Origin of the sequence: Actinocrinis puniceicyclus (genome assembly GCF_018283645.1) — a bacterium.
GTDB lineage: Bacteria > Actinomycetota > Actinomycetes > Streptomycetales > Catenulisporaceae > Actinocrinis > Actinocrinis puniceicyclus.
Genome location: NZ_JAGSXH010000116.1, coordinates 1 through 17,547, shown reverse-complemented (window position 1 = coordinate 17,547; position 17,547 = coordinate 1). Strand labels below are relative to the sequence as shown.

At 70.1% G+C, this 17,547-nt stretch carries 13 protein-coding genes; 7 read left to right on the top strand and 6 right to left on the bottom strand.

The genetic code is table 11. From position 1 onward, the window contains the following. Positions 1-104: 104 nt before the first annotated feature. A complete protein-coding gene (locus KGA66_RS23550) occupies positions 105-809 on the bottom strand; it encodes a GntR family transcriptional regulator (protein WP_369015945.1) in 705 nt (234 codons plus the stop codon). A gap of 578 nt (positions 810-1,387) precedes the next feature. Here KGA66_RS23550 and KGA66_RS23545 point away from each other — a divergent pair. From KGA66_RS23545 to KGA66_RS23525, 5 genes are all read left to right on the top strand, one after another. Continuing rightward, positions 1,388-2,707 carry an extracellular solute-binding protein gene (locus tag KGA66_RS23545; RefSeq protein ID WP_211470714.1) on the top strand — a complete coding sequence of 440 codons (1,320 nt, stop codon included), beginning with the start codon at positions 1,388-1,390 and terminating at the stop codon, positions 2,705-2,707. 72 nt (positions 2,708-2,779) lie between these two features. Beyond that, positions 2,780-3,916, top strand: coding sequence for a carbohydrate ABC transporter permease (locus KGA66_RS23540; protein ID WP_246508437.1), 1,137 nt, complete (start codon positions 2,780-2,782; stop codon positions 3,914-3,916). Then, the gene (locus KGA66_RS23535) at positions 3,916-4,830 is read left to right on the top strand and encodes a carbohydrate ABC transporter permease (protein WP_246508435.1); all 915 of its coding nucleotides are present in this window, start codon (positions 3,916-3,918) and stop codon (positions 4,828-4,830) included. The genes KGA66_RS23540 and KGA66_RS23535 overlap by 1 nt, the downstream gene beginning before the upstream one ends. 60 nt (positions 4,831-4,890) lie before the next feature. Beyond that, positions 4,891-6,564 (top strand): glycoside hydrolase family 3 protein, encoded by a 1,674-nt coding sequence (locus KGA66_RS23530; RefSeq protein WP_211470712.1) that lies wholly within the window; start codon positions 4,891-4,893, stop codon positions 6,562-6,564. After that, entirely contained in the window at positions 6,561-7,634 is a 1,074-nt protein-coding gene (locus tag KGA66_RS23525; protein ID WP_211470710.1) for an SIS domain-containing protein, read from the top strand. Before KGA66_RS23530 ends, KGA66_RS23525 begins: the two co-directional genes overlap by 4 nt. A 125-nt stretch (positions 7,635-7,759) precedes the next feature. On the opposite strand, the gene KGA66_RS23520 is transcribed toward KGA66_RS23525, so the two are convergent. From KGA66_RS23520 to KGA66_RS23510, 3 genes are all read right to left on the bottom strand, one after another. After that, the gene (locus tag KGA66_RS23520; protein WP_211470708.1) at positions 7,760-9,904 is read right to left on the bottom strand and encodes an MMPL family transporter; all 2,145 of its coding nucleotides are present in this window, start codon (positions 9,902-9,904) and stop codon (positions 7,760-7,762) included. Between the two features lie 602 nt (positions 9,905-10,506). Further along, the gene (nagA, locus tag KGA66_RS23515; RefSeq protein ID WP_312887043.1) at positions 10,507-11,712 is read right to left on the bottom strand and encodes an N-acetylglucosamine-6-phosphate deacetylase; all 1,206 of its coding nucleotides are present in this window, start codon (positions 11,710-11,712) and stop codon (positions 10,507-10,509) included. A 71-nt stretch (positions 11,713-11,783) separates the two neighbouring features. Further along, positions 11,784-13,019: an 8-amino-7-oxononanoate synthase gene (locus tag KGA66_RS23510; protein ID WP_211470704.1), complete on the bottom strand. Its 1,236-nt coding sequence runs from the start codon at positions 13,017-13,019 to the stop codon at positions 11,784-11,786. A 58-nt stretch (positions 13,020-13,077) separates the two neighbouring features. Between KGA66_RS23510 and KGA66_RS23505 the strand changes: the two genes are divergently transcribed. Then, positions 13,078-14,559, top strand: coding sequence for a PAS domain-containing sensor histidine kinase (locus KGA66_RS23505; protein WP_246508433.1), 1,482 nt, complete (start codon positions 13,078-13,080; stop codon positions 14,557-14,559). Positions 14,560-14,791: 232 nt separating this feature from the next. Here the strand turns inward: KGA66_RS23505 and KGA66_RS23500 are convergent, their stop codons facing one another. Together KGA66_RS23500 and KGA66_RS23495 are read right to left on the bottom strand one after the other, a co-directional pair. Next, positions 14,792-15,043: a WhiB family transcriptional regulator gene (locus KGA66_RS23500; protein ID WP_211470702.1), complete on the bottom strand. Its 252-nt coding sequence runs from the start codon at positions 15,041-15,043 to the stop codon at positions 14,792-14,794. Between the two features lie 665 nt (positions 15,044-15,708). Next, complete coding sequence (locus KGA66_RS23495; protein WP_211470716.1) at positions 15,709-16,635, bottom strand: diacylglycerol/lipid kinase family protein; 927 nt, start codon at positions 16,633-16,635, stop codon at positions 15,709-15,711. 243 nt (positions 16,636-16,878) lie between these two features. Between KGA66_RS23495 and KGA66_RS23490 the strand changes: the two genes are divergently transcribed. Beyond that, positions 16,879-17,421 carry a hypothetical protein gene (locus KGA66_RS23490; protein WP_211470700.1) on the top strand — a complete coding sequence of 181 codons (543 nt, stop codon included), beginning with the start codon at positions 16,879-16,881 and terminating at the stop codon, positions 17,419-17,421. Positions 17,422-17,547 lie beyond the last annotated feature (126 nt).

The following is a 17,547-nucleotide window of genomic DNA, read 5'->3' as shown; positions in this document are numbered from 1 at the left end:
GTTCGCGGGGTGGCGACGGTGCGAGTTCATGTGCGTGGAACTTGAGCCTGTCGAGCGTGAGCAGCGGACAACCGGGTGGAGCGTTATGCCCTCGGTCCGGTCGTTTACGCCTTCGGTCTGGTCAGGCGGGCCAGGAACTTGTATCGGTCGCCCCGGTAGACCGAGCGCACCCACTCGACCGGCTCGCCGTTGTCGTCCTTGGAGTGCCGGGAGAGCAGCAGCATCGGCAGGCCGGTGTCCGTGCCAAGCAGCGCCGCCTCGCGCGGGGTGGCCAGCGCCGTCTCGATCGTCTCCTCCGCCTCGGCCAGGTGCACCCCGTACTCCTCGCCGAGCGCGGTGTAGAGCGAGGAGTACTTCGTCAGGTGTTTGCGAAGGCCGGGGAAGCGCTTGGCGGACAGGTGCGTGGTCTCGATCGCCATCGGTTCCCCGTTGGCCATGCGCAGCCGCTCGATCCGCAGCACCCGCGAGCCCGGCTTGATGACCAGCCGGTCGGCCAGGTCGTCCTCGGCGGACACGTAGCCGATCTCCAGCAGCCGCGACGTCGGCTCCAGGCCCTGCGCGCGCATGTCCTCGGTGTATGAGGTCAGTTGCAGCGCCTGCGCGACCTTCGGCTTCGCCACGAAGGTGCCCTTGCCCTGGATCCTCTCCAGCCGGCCCTCCACCACCAGTTCCGCCAGGGCTTGGCGCACCGTCGTGCGCGAGGTGTCGAAGTCCAGCGCGAGGGTGCGCTCCGGCGGCACCGGCGTTCCCGGCGGCATCGTCTGGGTCATCTCCAGCAGGTGCCGCTTGAGCCGGTAGTACTTGGGCACGCGCGCGGCCGGCTCGGCGGCATGGGTGCTCTCGTCGTGATCCGGATCCCCCGGCCCGACGAGCGGGGCGCGAACCTCCACCGCGCTGTGCTCGACCGTCACGGCACCTCCTGATGTTGTGGCCACAAGGTGCCATGGTCCCACGGCGCTGTAAAGGACGGACAGCCCTTCCGCGGCCGGCACGCTGCGGCACGCGCGGGTCGCGGCGGGGCCGGAAGAGGCGCCCGGTCGGCCCTAGAGGTCTAGACCAGTATGCACCAGGAGGCGGGGCTCCGTGGACCGGTGAAGCGTTGATAACGGCTTGGCTCACCGGCCCCGGAACCCTTGACGGTCCACATTGGTCTATGCCACTCTCCGAACTGGTCTAAACCATTGAGATGGTCGCCCGCAGTCCGGCGGCGAGGCCGGCCGGCGGCCGGCGCCACCGGTGCGACGGCTCAGGGCAAGACCCGGTCGAAGCTCCACGTTCAGTTCGGCGTGGCACCCGTCCGGCTCGGCGAAGCCCAGGGTCGCCGGTCCGGAACCGAACCGGTGCCGTCCCGCTCCCCACCCCGCCTTCGCATCCACAGGAGGATGGCTTGAAGCGCAAGATCGCAGCCGCCGCCGCGCTCGCCGCGGCCGCGCTGACCGCCTCGGCGTGCTCGTCGTCGAGCGGCAACAACGCGACGCCCCAGGGTGCGCTCAGCACTCAGGGTGCCGGAAAGACCGTCACCGTCTGGATCATGAACGACGCCCAGAAGGGCTGGCCGGACGTGGTCAACGCGGCGAAGGCCGCGTTCGAGAAGGAGACCGGGGCCAAGCTCAAGATCGAGTGGCAGACCTGGTCGAACTACACCACCAAGCTGGACACCGCCCTGCTGTCCGGCAACGCGCCGGACGCGCTCGAACTGGGCAACACCCAGACGGCCAAGTACATAAACGCCGGGTCCTTCGTGGATCTGACCAGCGTCAAGAGCCAGTTCGACAACTCCGCGCAGTGGCTGGACTCGCTGGCCGCCTCGGGCCAGAGCCCGGACGGCAGCAAGACGTACGCCGTCCCGTACTACGCCGGTGCGCGCGTCCTGATCTACCGCAAGGACCTGTTCGCCGCAGCCGGTGTGACCACTGCGCCGGCCACCCTCGACGAACTGTCCACCGACCTGGCGAAGGTGCAGGCCAAGAACGCCGCCGTGCCGAACTTCTCGGCGCTCTACCTGCCCGGTAAGGACTGGTACACCGCTGCGTCCTTCGGCGCCGGCACCTACGGCGTCAAGGGCGTCATCGCGAAGGCCAGCGGAAGCAGTTGGAGCGGCACGCTGACCGACCCGACCTTCGTCAACGGCGTCAAGACCTGGTACAGCCTGCAGAAGAAGTACTCGGTCGGCGGCGCCACGGTGGACGAGTCCAACCAGGACGCGCTGATGGCCAAGGGCAACATCGCCGCGATCATCGGCGCGGGCTGGGAGGCCGGCTCGGTCGTCGACCCGAAGGCGGGCAATCCGGCGCTGGCCGGCGACCTGGCCGAGATCCCGGTCCCGGGCACCGCGGCCGGCACGCCCACCCCGGCGTTCCTCGGCGGCTCCGACCTGGCCGTGCCGACGCACGCCGCGGACCCGGGCCTGGGCGCGGAGTTCCTGCGGATCTTCACCGACACCGCCAACCAGACCATGCTGGCGAAGTTCGCCATCCCGAACAACAAGACGCTGATCTCCGCCTACGAGGCGGCCAGCCCCGCCAACCAGGCCACCGGCGAGGCGGCCAAGGCGGCCACCTGGTTCATCCCGAACTCGCCGAACTGGTCCGGCGCCGACGAGACCGCCCTGCAGACCGCCTTCTCGGCAGTGGCCACCGGCACCGACCCGGCGACCGCCCTCGGCACCGCACAGACCACCATTCTGGGCGACCTGAACGCGCAGTAGCCTCCCCTTCGCGGACCCGGCGCCTCCGGCACCGAGCCGGAACCGGGTCCACGACGTCAGGACGGCATGTACTTGAGTGAGACCAGCAGCCCGCGCGCCGCACCGCGCGGGCTGCTACGCACCGATGCGAGCGGCACAGTGGACCGGCTCGGCAGGCATCAGGACCAGGACCAGGACCAGGACCTGCGGGCCCCAGGGAAGGACCCCTCAACCACGATGAGCGCGATTCAATCCGACAGCCGCGAGCGCGGCGTCGAGCCGTCGGAAGGCCGGGCGCCGGCGCCGCCCCCGGGCCGCCGCCGCGGCGCCACGGTCCAGGGCAGGTACATCCCGTACATCCTGATCCTGCCCGCCATCGTCGCGCTGGTCGGTGTGATGGGCTACCCGCTATTGCGGGTGATCCTGCTGGCGTTCCAGAACGTCAACAGCTACCTGCGCCTGGCGGTGCCGAGCCTGGACCGCTGGATCGGCTTCCAGGGCTTCACCCGGGTGCTGTCGGACGCGCAGTTCTGGCACGTGGTCTGGCGCACCTTCCTGTTCACCTTCGAGGTGGTGACCCTCTCCGTCGCGCTCGGCCTGGTCTTCGCGCTGCTGCTCAACCGCGTCTCGCGGTGGGCCAAGATCTTCGTCTCGACCGTGCTGATGTTCGTCTGGGCGATCCCGGCGCTGGTGACCGGCACGGTCTTCCGCTGGCTGTTCGCCGGCATCGGCGGCGTGATCGACTACATCTGCTACCTGCTCGGCGGCAGCGGCATGAAGAACCACGACTGGTTCGCCAACGCCAACGAGGGCCTATACGTCGTGGTCGCCGCCGCGGTGGTCTGGGGCGCGCTGCCGTTCCTGGTGCTGGGCCTGAACGCGGCGATGACCCAGGTACCCAGGGAACTTGTCGAGGCCGCGCGCGTCGACGGGGCCAATCCCGTGCAGAGCTTCCGGCACGTGATCCTGCCGATCATCCGGCCGTTCCTGCTGCTGTGCACCTCGCTCAGCTTCATCTGGGACTTCCAGGTGTTCACCCAGATCTGGTCGCTGCGGCAGAACGCCCCCGAGCCCGGCTACTGGACCGTGGGCGTCTACCTCTACGAGGAGGGCTTCACCAGTTCGCACTACAGCACCAGTTCGGTGATCTCCGTCGCGATGATCCTGCTGATGCTCGCGGTGCTGGTGGCGTACATCCGGCAGGTCGTCAAGATCGGAGGCCAGGGCTGATGGCCGGCCACACCCCCGCCCGGGCGATGCCCGACCGGCTGCCGGCCGCCAGGCCGCGGCGCCGCGGCGCCCGACGGCCCAGCGAGAGCCGCGCGATGACCGGCCTCTGGAACACCGTCGCCGTGGTCTTCGGCATCGTGATGGCGTTCCCGATCTACTGGATGATCCTGACCACGGTCAAGTCGAACGGAGACCTGCTCGCGCAGAATCCGGCCTTCTGGCCGAAGCGGTTCGACTTCTCCAGCTACAAGACGATCTTCGACGACCCGGACTTCCTCGGGAACCTGCGCAACACCGCGATCATCACCATCGGTTCGGTGCTGGCCGGACTGGTCGTCGGCTTCCTGGCCGCCGTCGCGGTGGCCCGCTTCCGCTTCCGCGGGCGCAACCCGTTCATCGTGGCGATCCTGATCGTGCAGATGGTGCCGCTGCTGTCCATCGCGATCCCGCTGTACATCGTGCTGAACAAGGCCGGGCTTTACGACCAGTTCCTCGGCGTGATCGTGGCCTACCTGGTCTTCACCATCCCGTACGTGGTGTGGACCCTGCGCTCCTTCATCGTGAACATCCCGGTGGAACTGGACGAGGCGGCGATGGTGGACGGCTGCACCCGCTGGGGCGCGTTCTTCCGGATCATCCTGCCGCTGTCCCTGCCCGGCCTGGTGACCACCGGCGTCTACGCCTGGATCCAGGCGTGGAACGAGTTCGTGCTCGCCAACACGCTGCTGAGCAGCAACAGCAAGCGCACCTCGATGGTGTGGCTGTCGTTCTACTCCTCCAGCCCTACGCACGGCGCCGACTACGGTTCGCAGATGGCCGGGGCGCTGCTGGTCTCGCTTCCGGTGATCATCCTGTTCGTGATCTTCCAGCGCAGGGTGGCCTCGGGGCTGACCGCCGGCGCGGTCAAGGGCTGAGCCGCGCGGACGCCACGGTATCCGGCGGTCACGAGCGAACGACGAGAGGGACTTGGCACCATGGCGCCATCCGGCACCGAGACCGCCCGACTGCTGCGCGACGCGGGAGCCGTGCTCCAGGCCGGTTTCGACGGCCACGCGCCGCCGCAGTGGCTGCGCCGCCGGATCGGGGAGGGCGAACTGGCCGGCGTCGCGCTGTTCCACCGCAACGTGCGCGACACGGCGCAGTTGGCGGCGCTGACCGGCGAACTGCGCGCGCTCCAGCCTGATCTGCTGTTCGCGATCGACGAGGAGGGCGGCGACGTCACGCGGCTGGAGATCGAGCGCGGCTCCTCCTACCCGGGCAACCTGGCCCTCGGCAGCGCCGACGACCCGCGGCTGACCGAACAGGTGGCCGCGGCGATCGGCCGGGACCTGGCCGCCGCCGGGATCAACCTGAACTACGCCCCGGTCGCCGACGTCAACGCGAATACCGACAATCCGGTCATCGGGGTGCGTTCCTTCGGCTCGGACAGCGCCCTGACGGTGCGTCACACCGCGGCTTACATCAGAGGTCTGCAAGCAGCCGGGGTGGCCGCGTGCGCCAAGCACTTCCCCGGACACGGCGACACCGGCGTGGATTCGCACCTCGGCCTGCCGCTGATCGACTTCGACGACGCGAAGTTCGCGCTGCACCTCGCGCCCTTCCGCGCGGCGGTCGCCGCCGGGACGAAATGCATCATGACCGCGCACATCCTCTTCCCCCGGTATGACGCGGCGCTGCCTGCGACGATGTCGCGCGCCGTGCTGACCGGCCTGTTGCGCGAGCGGCTCGGCTTCGACGGGCTGATCATCACCGACGGAATCGACATGGGTTCGATCTCCGCGACGCACGGCATCGCGGAGGGCACGGTGAAGGCCCTGGCGGCGGGAGCGGACGCGATCTGTTTCGGCGGCAGTCTCGCCGACGAGGAGGCGTTCCTGTACCTGCGCGACGCGATCGTCTGGGCCGTGCGCGAGCGGCGCCTGTCCGAGGAGCGGCTGTACGAGGCCGCCGAGCGGAACCGCGCGGTCGCTCGCTGGTCGGCGGGCGTGTGGGCGGCGAGCAGCGTCGGCGCGCCGGTCGGAGCCGGAGTCGGAATCGGCGCCGGAGCCGGAGCCGGAGTCGGCGCCGGAGCCGGAGTCGGAGCGGGAACCGGAACTACCGTCGGCCTTGCGGCAGCGCGGCGGGCGCTGCGCGTACGCGGCGAACTGAAGCCGCTCGGCTCGCCGCCGTATGTCGTCGAGTTCTCCCCGCTGGTGAACATCGCCGTGGACACCGCGACCCGGTGGGGACTGCTCGCGCCGCTGGCCGAACTGCTGCCCGGTACGACCGGTACGCGCGTGTCCGCGCCGACAGCGGGTACCGAGTCGGTCGGCCTGATGACGGTGCCGGTCGCGGACGAGAACGCGCGCATAGACACCGCGCCGCTGTCGGCGGCCGCGGCGGGCCGCCCGCTGGTGCTCGCGGTGCGCGATCTGAACCGCAACGCGTGGATGGCCGAGGCGGTCGGCGCGCTTGTCGCCGCGCGTCCCGACGCCGTCGTCGTCGAACTGGGACTGCCGCACGGCCGCGTCGACGAACTGGCCGCCCGGGGCGTCACCGTGCTCAGCACCTACGGCGCGGCCCGGGTGTGCGGCCTGGCCGCCGCCGAGGCGCTGACCGGCCGCGTCGATCTGAACCGCTACTCACAGAATCAGGAACCACCCTCATGACGACCACCCCGGCCGGCCAGGCGGCCCCGATCCCGGAGCCCGGCGAGATCATGGCCCGCGAGATGGCCGAGCAGCCGCGCGTCCTGCAGCGCATCCTGGACGAGGGACTGCCGGCGATCCGCGAGGTGGCCGCCGAGATCGGCCGGCGGCGGCCCCGCTTCGTGCTGCTGACCGCGCGCGGCACCAGCGACAACGCCGCCCTGTACGCCAAGTACCTGATCGAGGTCGGCCTCGGCGTTCCGGCGGGCCTCACCTCGATGTCCACCGCGTCCGCGTACGGGGCGCGGCCGGACCTGACGGACGTGCTCTCGATCACCGTCTCGCAGTCCGGCGGCTCACCGGACCTGGTCGGCTACACCGAGATGGCGAAGGCCGCCGGGGCGCTGACACTCGCCGTGACCAATGTCGCCGACTCCCCGGTCAACCGGGCCAGCGAGCTGGCGCTCGACGTGCTGGCCGGTCCCGAGAAGGCGCTGCCCGCCACCAAGTCCTACACGGCCGAACTGTTGACCCTTTACCTGCTCATCGACGCGGTACGCGGCGGCGACGGTTCGGCGGCCAAGGGCATTGCCGAACTGGCCGCCGCGGTCCTGGAGCGGCGCGACGAGGTGGTCAAGCTGGCCGAGCGTTACCGCTTCGCCTCCCGGCTGGTGATCACCTCGCGCGGTTACGGCTACCCGACGGCGCGTGAGGCCGCGCTCAAAGTGATGGAGACCTCTTACCTGCCGGCGCACGCATTCTCCGGCGCGGACCTGATGCACGGCCCGCTGGCGATGGTGGACAACGTCTCTCCGGTGATCGCGGTGGCCTCCGAAGGGGCCGGCGGCAGGGCCCTGGAGCCGGTGCTGGACCGGCTGCGGGAGCGCGGAGCGGACCTGGTCGTGGTCGGCTCCCGGGAGCACGTGGCGGGCGCCTCGGCGGGCTTCACGCTGCCCTCCGGGGTCGCCGAGCAGATCGTCCCGATCCTGGAGATCCTGCCGCTGCAGCAACTCGCCTACGAGATCACCATGGCCCGGGGGCTGAACCCGGACTCCCCGCGCGCCCTCGCGAAGGTCACGCAGACCCGGTAGGCGCGAGCACGCGGCGAACGAACAAGGGTCCTGTTCCGCGATCTGCTCGCGGAACAGGACCCTTACCCTTGAATGCTGCTGAATGCCGCGACGGTGACTACGGGCTCTGCGTCACCGGGTTGTCGTCACCGGGTTATCGCGGTCTCCTCGTCGGCAGCCGGCTTCGCCGCGGGCACCGCCGCCGCGAATGCCGTCGCGCGACGGCCCAGCCGGCTCGGCCACCAGATCCGGTGGTCCAGGTCCATCGCCAGCGCGGTGACCAGGATCGAGCGGACGATGAAGGTGTCGAGCAGGACGCCGAGCGAGACGGTGAATCCGATCTCGGCGAAGGCGGTGATCGGCAGCGTGGCCAGCACGCCGAAGGTGCCGGCCAGAATCAGGCCGGCCGAGGTGATCACGCCGCCGGTCGCGGCCAGGCCGGTGAGCGCGCCGCGCCTGGTACCGGCCTTGACCGCCTCCTCACGGATTCGGGTCATCAGGAAGATGTTGTAGTCGATCCCGAGCGCGACCAGGAAGACGAAGCTGAGCAGGGGATAGGCCGCGTCCTCGCCGCTGAAGTGGAACACGTGGTTGAAGAACAGCACGCTGAGCCCCAGCGAGGCGCCGAAGGAGAGCACCACGGTCGCGATCAGCACCAGTGGTGCGACCAGAGCGCGCAGCAACAGACCCAGGATCACGAGCACGACCAGCAGGATCAGTGGGATGATGGTCTTGTCGTCATGCTGCGATGCCGCTTCGATGTCCATGACCACCGCGGTGTTTCCGCCGACCTTCGCGTCAGCACCCTGAATCGCGCGCACGTTGGCGCGCACGGCGTTCACGACGTCCTTCGCGGCCTGGCTGTCCGGCGCCGAGGTCAGGTTGCCCTGCATGTAGACGTACCCGTTCTTGCTGACCGGATCGTCCACTGAGGCGATGCCCGGCGTGCTCGCCACCGCGTTCTCGACCTGCGGGGTGTACGAGTCGTTCGCGATCACCACGATCGGGCTTCCCGCGCCGGCCGGGAAGTGCGCGTCGGCGACCTGCTGGCCGACGATCGCGTCAGGCGTGTTGGTGAACGTTCCGGCGTTGGAAAGACCGTCCGCCTTCAGCCCTGAGATGCCGAAGGCGAGCGCGCCGAGGATGACCACGGTGCCGATCCACACGGTCCGCTGCCGCTTGGCGATGCCGCCGCCGATGCGTGCCCAAACGCCGTTCGTGGTCGGGTCCTCGCTGCCGGCGGCGGGGCGTACCGGCCAGAAGACCCAGCGGCCGAGGATGGTCAGCAGCGCGGGCAGCAGGGTCACCATCGCCAGAAGCGCCACGATCACGCCGATCGCGCAGACCGGCCCGAGGCTGTTGGTCGAGTTCATCTCCGCGGCGGTCAGGCACAGCATCCCGATTCCGACGGTGGCCGCGGAGGCGATGATCGCGGGTCCGGCCCGGTGCAGCGCGACCGCCATCGCCTCGTGCCGGTCCTCATGCCGGCGCAGCTCTTCCCGATAACGGGCGACCAGCAGCAGCGCGTAGTCGGTGCCCGCGCCCATGACCAGCACCAGCAGGATGCCCTGGCTCTGGCCGTTCACCGTGAGCCCGGCGTGTGCCGCCAGCAGGTAGACCAATCCCATCGTGACCGCCAGCGCCAGGCCGGATGACACCAGCGGCAGCAGCCAGAGCGTGGGGCTTCGGTACGTGAGCAGCAGGAGAACGACGATGACCGCGATCGTCGCGTACAACAACACGCCGTCGATGCCGCTGAACGCCGAGGCCTCCGTCGCACCGAAGCCGGCCGGGCCGGTGACGTACGTGGTCAGCCCCGCGGCCCCTGAAGCGGCTCGCGCCTTGATCGCGTCGACCGCGGGTTTGAGCAGGTTCCAGTCGTTCTTGGCCCCAAGGTCGATCTGCACGATCGTCTCGATGGCCTTGCCGTCCTTGGACGGGATCGGGCCGACGATCTTGCCGGTGGTGTGCGGCACTTCGGCGAACGCGATCGCATCCTGCTGAGCTTTGTGCACGTCGCTCGGCGTGATGCCGCCGTCGCGCTCGTACACCACCACTGCCGGCGCGAGGCCCGTCGACTGGAACTGGCCGGTCAGCTTGACCACCTGGGTGGACTCGGCGCTGCCGGGCAGCCAGCTGGACGGCTGATTGTTCTCCGCGCCGGTCAGCTTGCCCGACATCGAGCCGAAGCCGACCAGGAGCACCAGCCAGACCCCGAGTACCACCCACTTGCCGACCCGCCCGCCGGGCACGCGCGCGAGCGCATTGCCGGCGCGTTGCAGTGCGTTCATCTCGTCTAACCCCTCCGTAAACGCGATACATCGCGACTTGGGGACACGATGTATCGCGTATGTGGGTGCTGTCAAGCTCCCTGTCCGAATTGACCGCTAAAGACTTCGGCCCGGTCGGGCGGACCCGAATCGTGGCGCGTGGCCGGGCCGATCGGAGCGCCCGCCCGACGCGCAAGCCACGGATCGTGGATCTCTGAAGCCCGAAGCATCCACTCTGCCGCGATCACCCTCATATGTATTGAGATATCCCCGTGCGCCCGGCTTCCGCACTGACGCCCCGTGCGTCATGAAAGCCGGCCTATCTGACATGAACCGGACGAAACAGCCGCCGGTTCGATCGTCGGCGCAAGGTTGAAGCCATCTTTGGACAGGCCGGCGCGCGGCGTCTACGCAATTATGGCAGCCCGCCACGACAAACGCGCGTCGACGACCCGCCGTCGCGCCGTAGCGCCGCCGAGGCGGTCCGCAGGCGGCGGGCGGAAGACCCTCACTTCCGCCCGCGCCTGCGGACCGGCTCGCCGGGCGCGACCGCCGCGGGCGGATGTTGCGGGCATCCGAACCCGGCCGCGGGCCCGGCACGGCGCTGGAACCGGCCGTGCGAGTCAGGGTGACACGGCGAACGATTCCCGCGGGGCGGGCAACGCGGCGTCCGCGACGGGCGCCTGCGCCTCCCTGCCGTCCACCCACGCGCGGCGCGGGTGGAAGTCGTCCGACCACCAGACCAGGTCGGCGCGCGCGCCGGGTTCGATCCGGCCCAGGTCGGCGCGGCCGAGCGCGTCCGCCGGGACGCGGCTGGCCGCCTCGATCACCTGGGCCGCGGGCAGGCCCAGCGAGATCATGTTGCGCACCGCCTGGTCGAGCGTGAGCGCCGAGCCCGCGATGGTCCCGTCGGCGTTGCGCGGCACCCCGTCCGCGCCGAGCACCACGGGGATCCCGGACAAGGTGTAGTCGCCGGGCGGCATGCCGGCCGCGGCGATGGCATCGGTGACCAGCACGACGCGGCCGCGTGCGGCCTTCCACACGAGGCCGCACACCTCGGGCGCGACATGATGCAGATCCGCGATCAGCCCGCAGTAGAAGCGGCGGTCCGCCATGGTCGCACCCGGCACCCCGGGCTCGCGGTGCGCAAGGCCGCGCTGCGCGTTGAAGATGTGGGTGACGAGGGTGGCACCCTCGTCCGCGGCGGCGGTGATCCGGTCGGCGGTGGCGTCGGTGTGCCCGACCGAGACGCGCACGCCGGCCCTGGTCAGTCGCCGGATGGCCTCCAGTGCGCCCGGCAGTTCCGGCGCGATCGTCACCATGGTCAGGATCTCGCTGCCAGGCGCGCCCAGCAGCCGGTCGATCGCCTCGCGTGTCGGCTCGGCCAGATAACGCTGCTCGTGCACGCCGTGGCGCACGGCCGATAGGAACGGACCCTCCAGGTGTACGCCGAGGATGCGCGCGGCGCCCGAACCGCTCTGGCGCTGCCGGGCCTCGATCGCGGTGTGCAGCCCGGATACCAGCGCGCCGAGCGGCGCCGTGATGTACGTGGGTTGGAAGGCTGTGACGCCGGTGAGCGGCAGCGCGGCGGCGACCCGATCCCAGGCGCTGTCGTCCGCGCTGGAGAAGTCCACCCCGAAGGCGCCGTTGATCTGGATGTCGACCAAGCCGGCCGTCAGCACCCCGTCGGCCAGCACGATGTCCGCGTGAGCGCTCTCACGAGCGCCGGTGTGCCGCAGCGCGCGGATGCAGCCGTCCTCGACGACCACCGTGACTGGACCAATCAACCCGCCGTCCACAACGGCTAGAGGCGTCGAGATGGTGGGCACGCGACGACTCCTCCTGCGGGGCATGGACTACGAGCTTGGACAGCCGGTCTGCGCCGCGGTTCGGCGTGCCGTCACGATTGTGGACTAGACCAATCTCGGTTGTCCAGACCTCTGGCCCTATTGGTCTGGACCACGTTGTGTGTTGCGGGCGGGACGGACACTGAGCCGATGCGCCCGGCCACGGCGTGCAACGCCCGCCCGGCCGCGTCCAGTTCGGCGTGCGTCAGATCGGCCCGGGCGGTCAGCCGCAGCCGGGAGCGGCCGTCCGGTACCGAGGGCGGCCGGAAACAGCCCACCGCGACGCCGAGTTCGGCGCACAGACCGGCCAGCTCGACCGCCAGGTCCGGGTCACCGATCAGCACGGAGGTCACCGTGCCGACCGGCGTCGTGGCGGTAAGGGCCGCCGCCTGGGCAAGGTCGTGCAACGCTCGCGCGTTCACGCGCACCCGCTCGGCCAACTGCGGCTCCGCGCGCAGGATGCGCAGCGCTTCGGCAGCCGCGCCGACCGCCGCCGGTGCCAGCCCGGTGTCGAAGATGAATGCCCGCGCCGTGTCCACCAGGTGTGCGATGACCGCCGACGGCCCGAGGACCACGCCGCCCTGAGCCCCGAGCGACTTCGACAGCGTCGCGGTCACGACCACGTCCGGCGAGCCAGCGAGCCCCGCCGCGTGTACCGCACCCCGGCCGCCATCACCGAACACGCCGACCCCGTGTGCCTCATCGACGATCAGAACCGCTCCGTACTCGCAGCACGCCGCGGCCAGCTCTGCGAGCGGTGCCACGTCCCCGTCCACCGAGAACACCGCGTCCGTCACCACGTAAGCGCGTTCTTCGCTGCGTTCGGCGAGCGCGGCCCGTACCTCAGCCACTGCACCGTGCCCCACGACCTCCACGCGTGCCCGGGACAGCCGGCAACCATCGATCAGCGACGCGTGGTTGAGCGCGTCTGAGACGATCAGATCGCCGCGGCCCGCGAGTGCGGTGATCGCACCCAGATTCGCCAGATAACCGGACGAGAACACAAGGCCCGCCTCGGCCCCGACGAACGCGGCCAGCTCCCGCTCGAACGCGACGTGAGCCTGCGTCGTGCCTGTCACCAGCCGCGAACCGGTCGAGCCGCCGCCCCATTCCCGCGCCGCGCGCGCGGCCGCCTCGGTCACCCGCGGGTCGCGCGCCAGCCCGAGGTAGTCGTTGCCGGCCAGGTCCACCAGGCCGGTGTGCTGCGGGCGCGGCCGCAACCGCCGCCGCAGCCCGGCCGCCTCGCGCTTTCGGGCGTGTTCGTCCAGCCAGCCGAGCGGGTTGGTCATCCGTCCGTCCTCATCCTTCTGGGTCAGCCCGGACGGATGTGCCTGGGATACTGAGCCAATGCCGTCCATGAACGCTCTGGTGCGCGACCACACCACGCTCGACGACCGAGACCTGGAGTGGCTGCACCTCATTGTCGCCGACTGGCAGATGCTCGCGGACCTGTCGTTCGCGGACCTGGTGCTGTGGGTGCCCACCGCCGATCAGACCCGCTATGTCGCGGTAGCGCAGATGCGGCCGAACACCGGCCCGACCTCGTACCCGGAGGATATGGTCGGCCACGTCGTCCCGCGCGGCAAACGGCCGCTGCTCGACCAGGCACTCGACACGGGCCGGATAATCCGGGAGGGGGACCCGGAGTGGCGCGAGGCGGTGCCGGTGCGGGTGGAGGCGATACCCGTGCGCCGCGCGGACCGGGTGATCGCGGTGATCGGGCGCAACACCAACCTGCTGACCGCCCGCACGCCGAGCCGCCTGGAGCTGACATACCTTCAGACCGCGGCCGATCTGGCGCAGATGATCGCCACCGGGCGCTTCCCGAATCCGAAGTCGCGCAGCCACCTCGACGCGATGCCGCGCGTGGGCGACGGCATGATCCGCCTCGACGCCGACGGAACCGTGACCTACGCCAGCCCCAACGCGGTGTCCATGTTCCACCGGCTCGGCCACGCCGCGGACCTGGTCGGCTCGCACTTCGGCAAGGCGTGCGAGGACCTGCTCGACCCGCATGCCGGTCCGATCGACGAGGCGCTCGCCTCCGCGGTCGACGGCCGCTCGCCCCGGGACACCGAGATGGAGACCATCGGCGGCGCGATGCGTCTGCGCACCATCCCGCTGCTGCCGCAGGGCACCAGGATCGGGGCGATGGTGCTGGTGCGCGACGTGACCGAGCTGCGCCGCCGGGACCGCGAGCTGGTGACCAAGGACGCGACGATCCGGGAGATCCACCACCGGGTCAAGAACAACCTGCAGAGCGTCGCGGCGCTGCTGCGGCTCCAGGCGCGGCGCCTGGACGAGCCGCGCGGCCGGGCGGCGCTCAACGAGGCGGTGCGCCGGGTCGGCTCGATCGCGATCGTGCACGAGACGCTGTCGCAGACCCTGGACGAGCGGGTCGAGTTCGACGAGATCGCGGATCGGGTGCTGGCGATGGTGCTCGACTACTCGGCGGCCGCGGGCAGCGGCGCGTCGTCGCGCGGCGTGCACTCACGGCGCATCGGAACCTTCGGTGAGCTTTCGGCGCGGGTGGCCACGCCGCTGGCGATGGTGCTGACCGAACTGCTGCAGAACGCCTTCGAGCACGGTCTCGACGGGGCCGGCTCGCAGCTGGAGGTCACCGCGGTGCGCCGGGACCGCGAGCTGACCATCCTCGTCGCGGACGACGGCCGCGGCCTGCCGCCGGGCTTCGACCCGAGCACGGCGGGCAACCTCGGCCTGCAGATCGTGCGCACCCTCGTGAACGGCGAGCTGAGCGGCACCTTCGACATGACCCCGCGCGAGGGCGGCGGCACGGTCGTCACACTGCAGCTCAACGTCGGCGACTGATCGGTCCCTCGCCGCGTCGCGAGAGGCTCGGGGACGATGAGGACGTCCAAAAGCCGGCGGAGATGACGACTGATCATCTCTGCCGGTCATCACGTCGCTGTTCGCACCGACATGCCTCAGGGCGCCGTGATCGCGACGGGACCGGTCGGATCATCCGACCGGTCCCGTCGCGATCAACGCTCTTGCTTGTCGCACTGTACTTGTGGTGCTCCAGCCGTCGGGCCGCAGGCGCTCAGGCCATGCGCGAACGGGCGCGAGCGGCGCGGCGCTTGAGCGCGCGGCGCTCGTCCTCGCTCATCCCGCCCCAGACACCCGCGTCCTGACCGGACTCGAGCGCCCACTGGAGGCACTGGTCAATGACGTCGCAACGGCGGCAGACCGCCTTCGCGTCTTCAATCTGCAGCAGTGCCGGCCCGGTGTTCCCGATCGGGAAGAACAGCTCCGGGTCCTCATCGCGGCACGCGGCGCGGTGGCGCCAGTCCATCGGTCCTAACTCCTCGCGTTGTGCGCTGCGGACGGGGTGGGGTGCGCCCGCCCGAGCATTACGACTTGTGCGCTTGTGCAGTGCATTCTGCGGTACCGCTACGCCGCGGGAAGTACGGCGCTGTGGCAGTGGTCCTGGCGCCGCCACCACACGTACGCCGGACTACTACCTAATGCAGACGCGCGTTGAAATGTTCCCGGTTCACCGATCCGAAGAAGATCTTGTGAATGTGAACTCTTTCACGAGCGTCTCCGCTCGAACCGGCGGGTCGGCGATGCCGACCACGGCCGGAACGTGCGGGGGGTTCGTGGACCTTGGGCTGCTGGTGGTCTCGGTGCCGGCGACGGGGCCTCTCCTGGGAGAGGTACGCCGCCGCAGTTCAGCCACGGGACCGGCTGGTGGGCCGGTCACTCCGCGCTGAGCGATCACAGCCGTTGTTTCAAGGCCGTGAACAAGCCTGGCAGCCCAGCGCTCCGAGCACAAGGGTTTGGTGAGCGCTTTTTTGGAATTCTCAGGTGTCTGCTGGATCACACCTTGTCTTCGAAGGCATGCTCCGAAGGTGGCGGCAGTGAGTCCAAGGTTTCTTCAGGACGGTGTTACCGCCTCCGTAAAACGCCTGGCCATGGGCGTACTACGGGTGGCTGTCCTGCCGAGACCCAAGTACATCACGCGAATACCCGTAGCGCATCGGGAACACTACGGAATGTCACACGTTCGCGTGGCCCCAGATAGTCGCCGTCCACCTGGAACTCGACCGGGCGCTGCGCCGAAAGGGTGATTTCCGGCAGATCGTGCCGGATCAGCACGCCTCGACCCTTGCCCAGCCGCTGCGAATTGACGAGTAACCGTCCCACTGTGCGCCAAACGGGCAGCACGGACATGCTGGCGAGCCCGAACAGGTCCAGCCCGGTTTCGAAACCGGCCTGCGGCGTGGCCAGGATCGGCCGACTGCCCAGGTAGGTCCACGGCGCGGTGTTCGCGAGCACCGCCATGAACAGCGGCGGCAACTCGGTGCCGTCGGCGAGAACGGCCCGGATCGGCGCGCTCTTGCGGTCCGTGTGCCGGAAGTACTCATTGAGCGCGGAGCGGATGTACAGGGCGCCGGTCGAGCGCCGGCCCGCCTCCCGTTGCCGTTCAACCGCGCCGACGACCGCGGCGTCGAAGCCGTAACCAGCCGAAAAGGTGAAGTACCTGGGGTTCTCCGCGCCGTCGAAGTGTGCCGCGCCGACGGAGACCAGGCGGGTCTGGCGCTCGCGCAGGCACCGCAGCAGCGCACCGGTCGCCTCCACCGCCTGGTTCGGCAGCCCCAGAGCGCGCGCGAACACGTTCGTGGAGCCACCCGGCACGACCGCCAGCGCCGGCACCTGCGGGCCGGGGCCGTTCGTCAGCAACCCGGTGACCACCTCGTTCACGGTGCCGTCGCCGCCGAAGGCGATCACCACGTCGAAACCGTCCGCTTCGGCTTCGCGCGCCAGGTCCGCCGCGTGGCCGCGCCGCTCGGTGCGTACCGTGCGCAGGTCGAGGGCGGACGACAGGGCGCCGACCAGCACATCGCAGGTGCGTTCGGTCGCGGTGGTCGCCTTGGGATTCATCACCAGCAGCCCACGGCGGGCGATTTCCGGCGCGGGCGCGGTCGGTGGGGCGGTGAGCGCTTCGGACCGTTCAGCCGGGCCGAAGCGCCCGTCGCTTGCCTCTGGGGTGGCCAACCGGTCGTCGGACATGCAGCAAACAGTACATATGAGAGGAGCGACTGCGCTGTCAGCGGCCTCGGACGAGAGTTGTACGCTGCGGTAGTGAGCCAGCAGCGCACTACAGCCATGGGTAAGGCGACGCGCGTGAAGAAGACGTCGGCGAAGACAGCGCCGATCGAGACGGCGTCCGCCAAGGCAGCCTCTGCCAACACCGCGCCGACGAAGAACGCGCCGACGAAGAACGCGCCGACGAAGAACGTGGCGGCGACGGACAAGAGCGCACCCGAGGGGATGCCTGGGGCCCCGGCTTCCCGGCCCCGCACGGTCACCGCGGCCACCGCGCTGACCGGGCTGATCGCGGCGCTGCTCTTCGCCTACGGGCTCTACCTGATCGTGGCCGGGCTCAGCGGCCAGCCCGTGCTGCGCGCGCGGGCCGAGCTCGGCGGGGCCCTGTTCGCGCTGTTCGGCCTCGGCATCGGCTGGGTCGCCCGCGGCCTGCTGCGAGTGGAGGCGTGGGCGAGGACGCCGGCGGTGCTCACCCACCTGCTGGTGCTGGCGGCGTGCTACTGGATGGTGCAGGGCGGCTATTACGGCGAGGCGGCGCCCACCGGGCTGTACGGACTGGCCGGGATCGTGCTGCTGTTCGTCCCGGCCTCGCACCGCGTGCTCAGCCGGGAAGTCCACTGAGGGCTCGTCGCTAAATTATCTTTACATGTCCTGATTGTCCTGCCAGGATTCTGCTATGGCTGTGGTCATGGAGATCGACGAGCGGGTGCTGGCGGCGAAGTTCGAGGCGATCCTGCCGCATCTTGA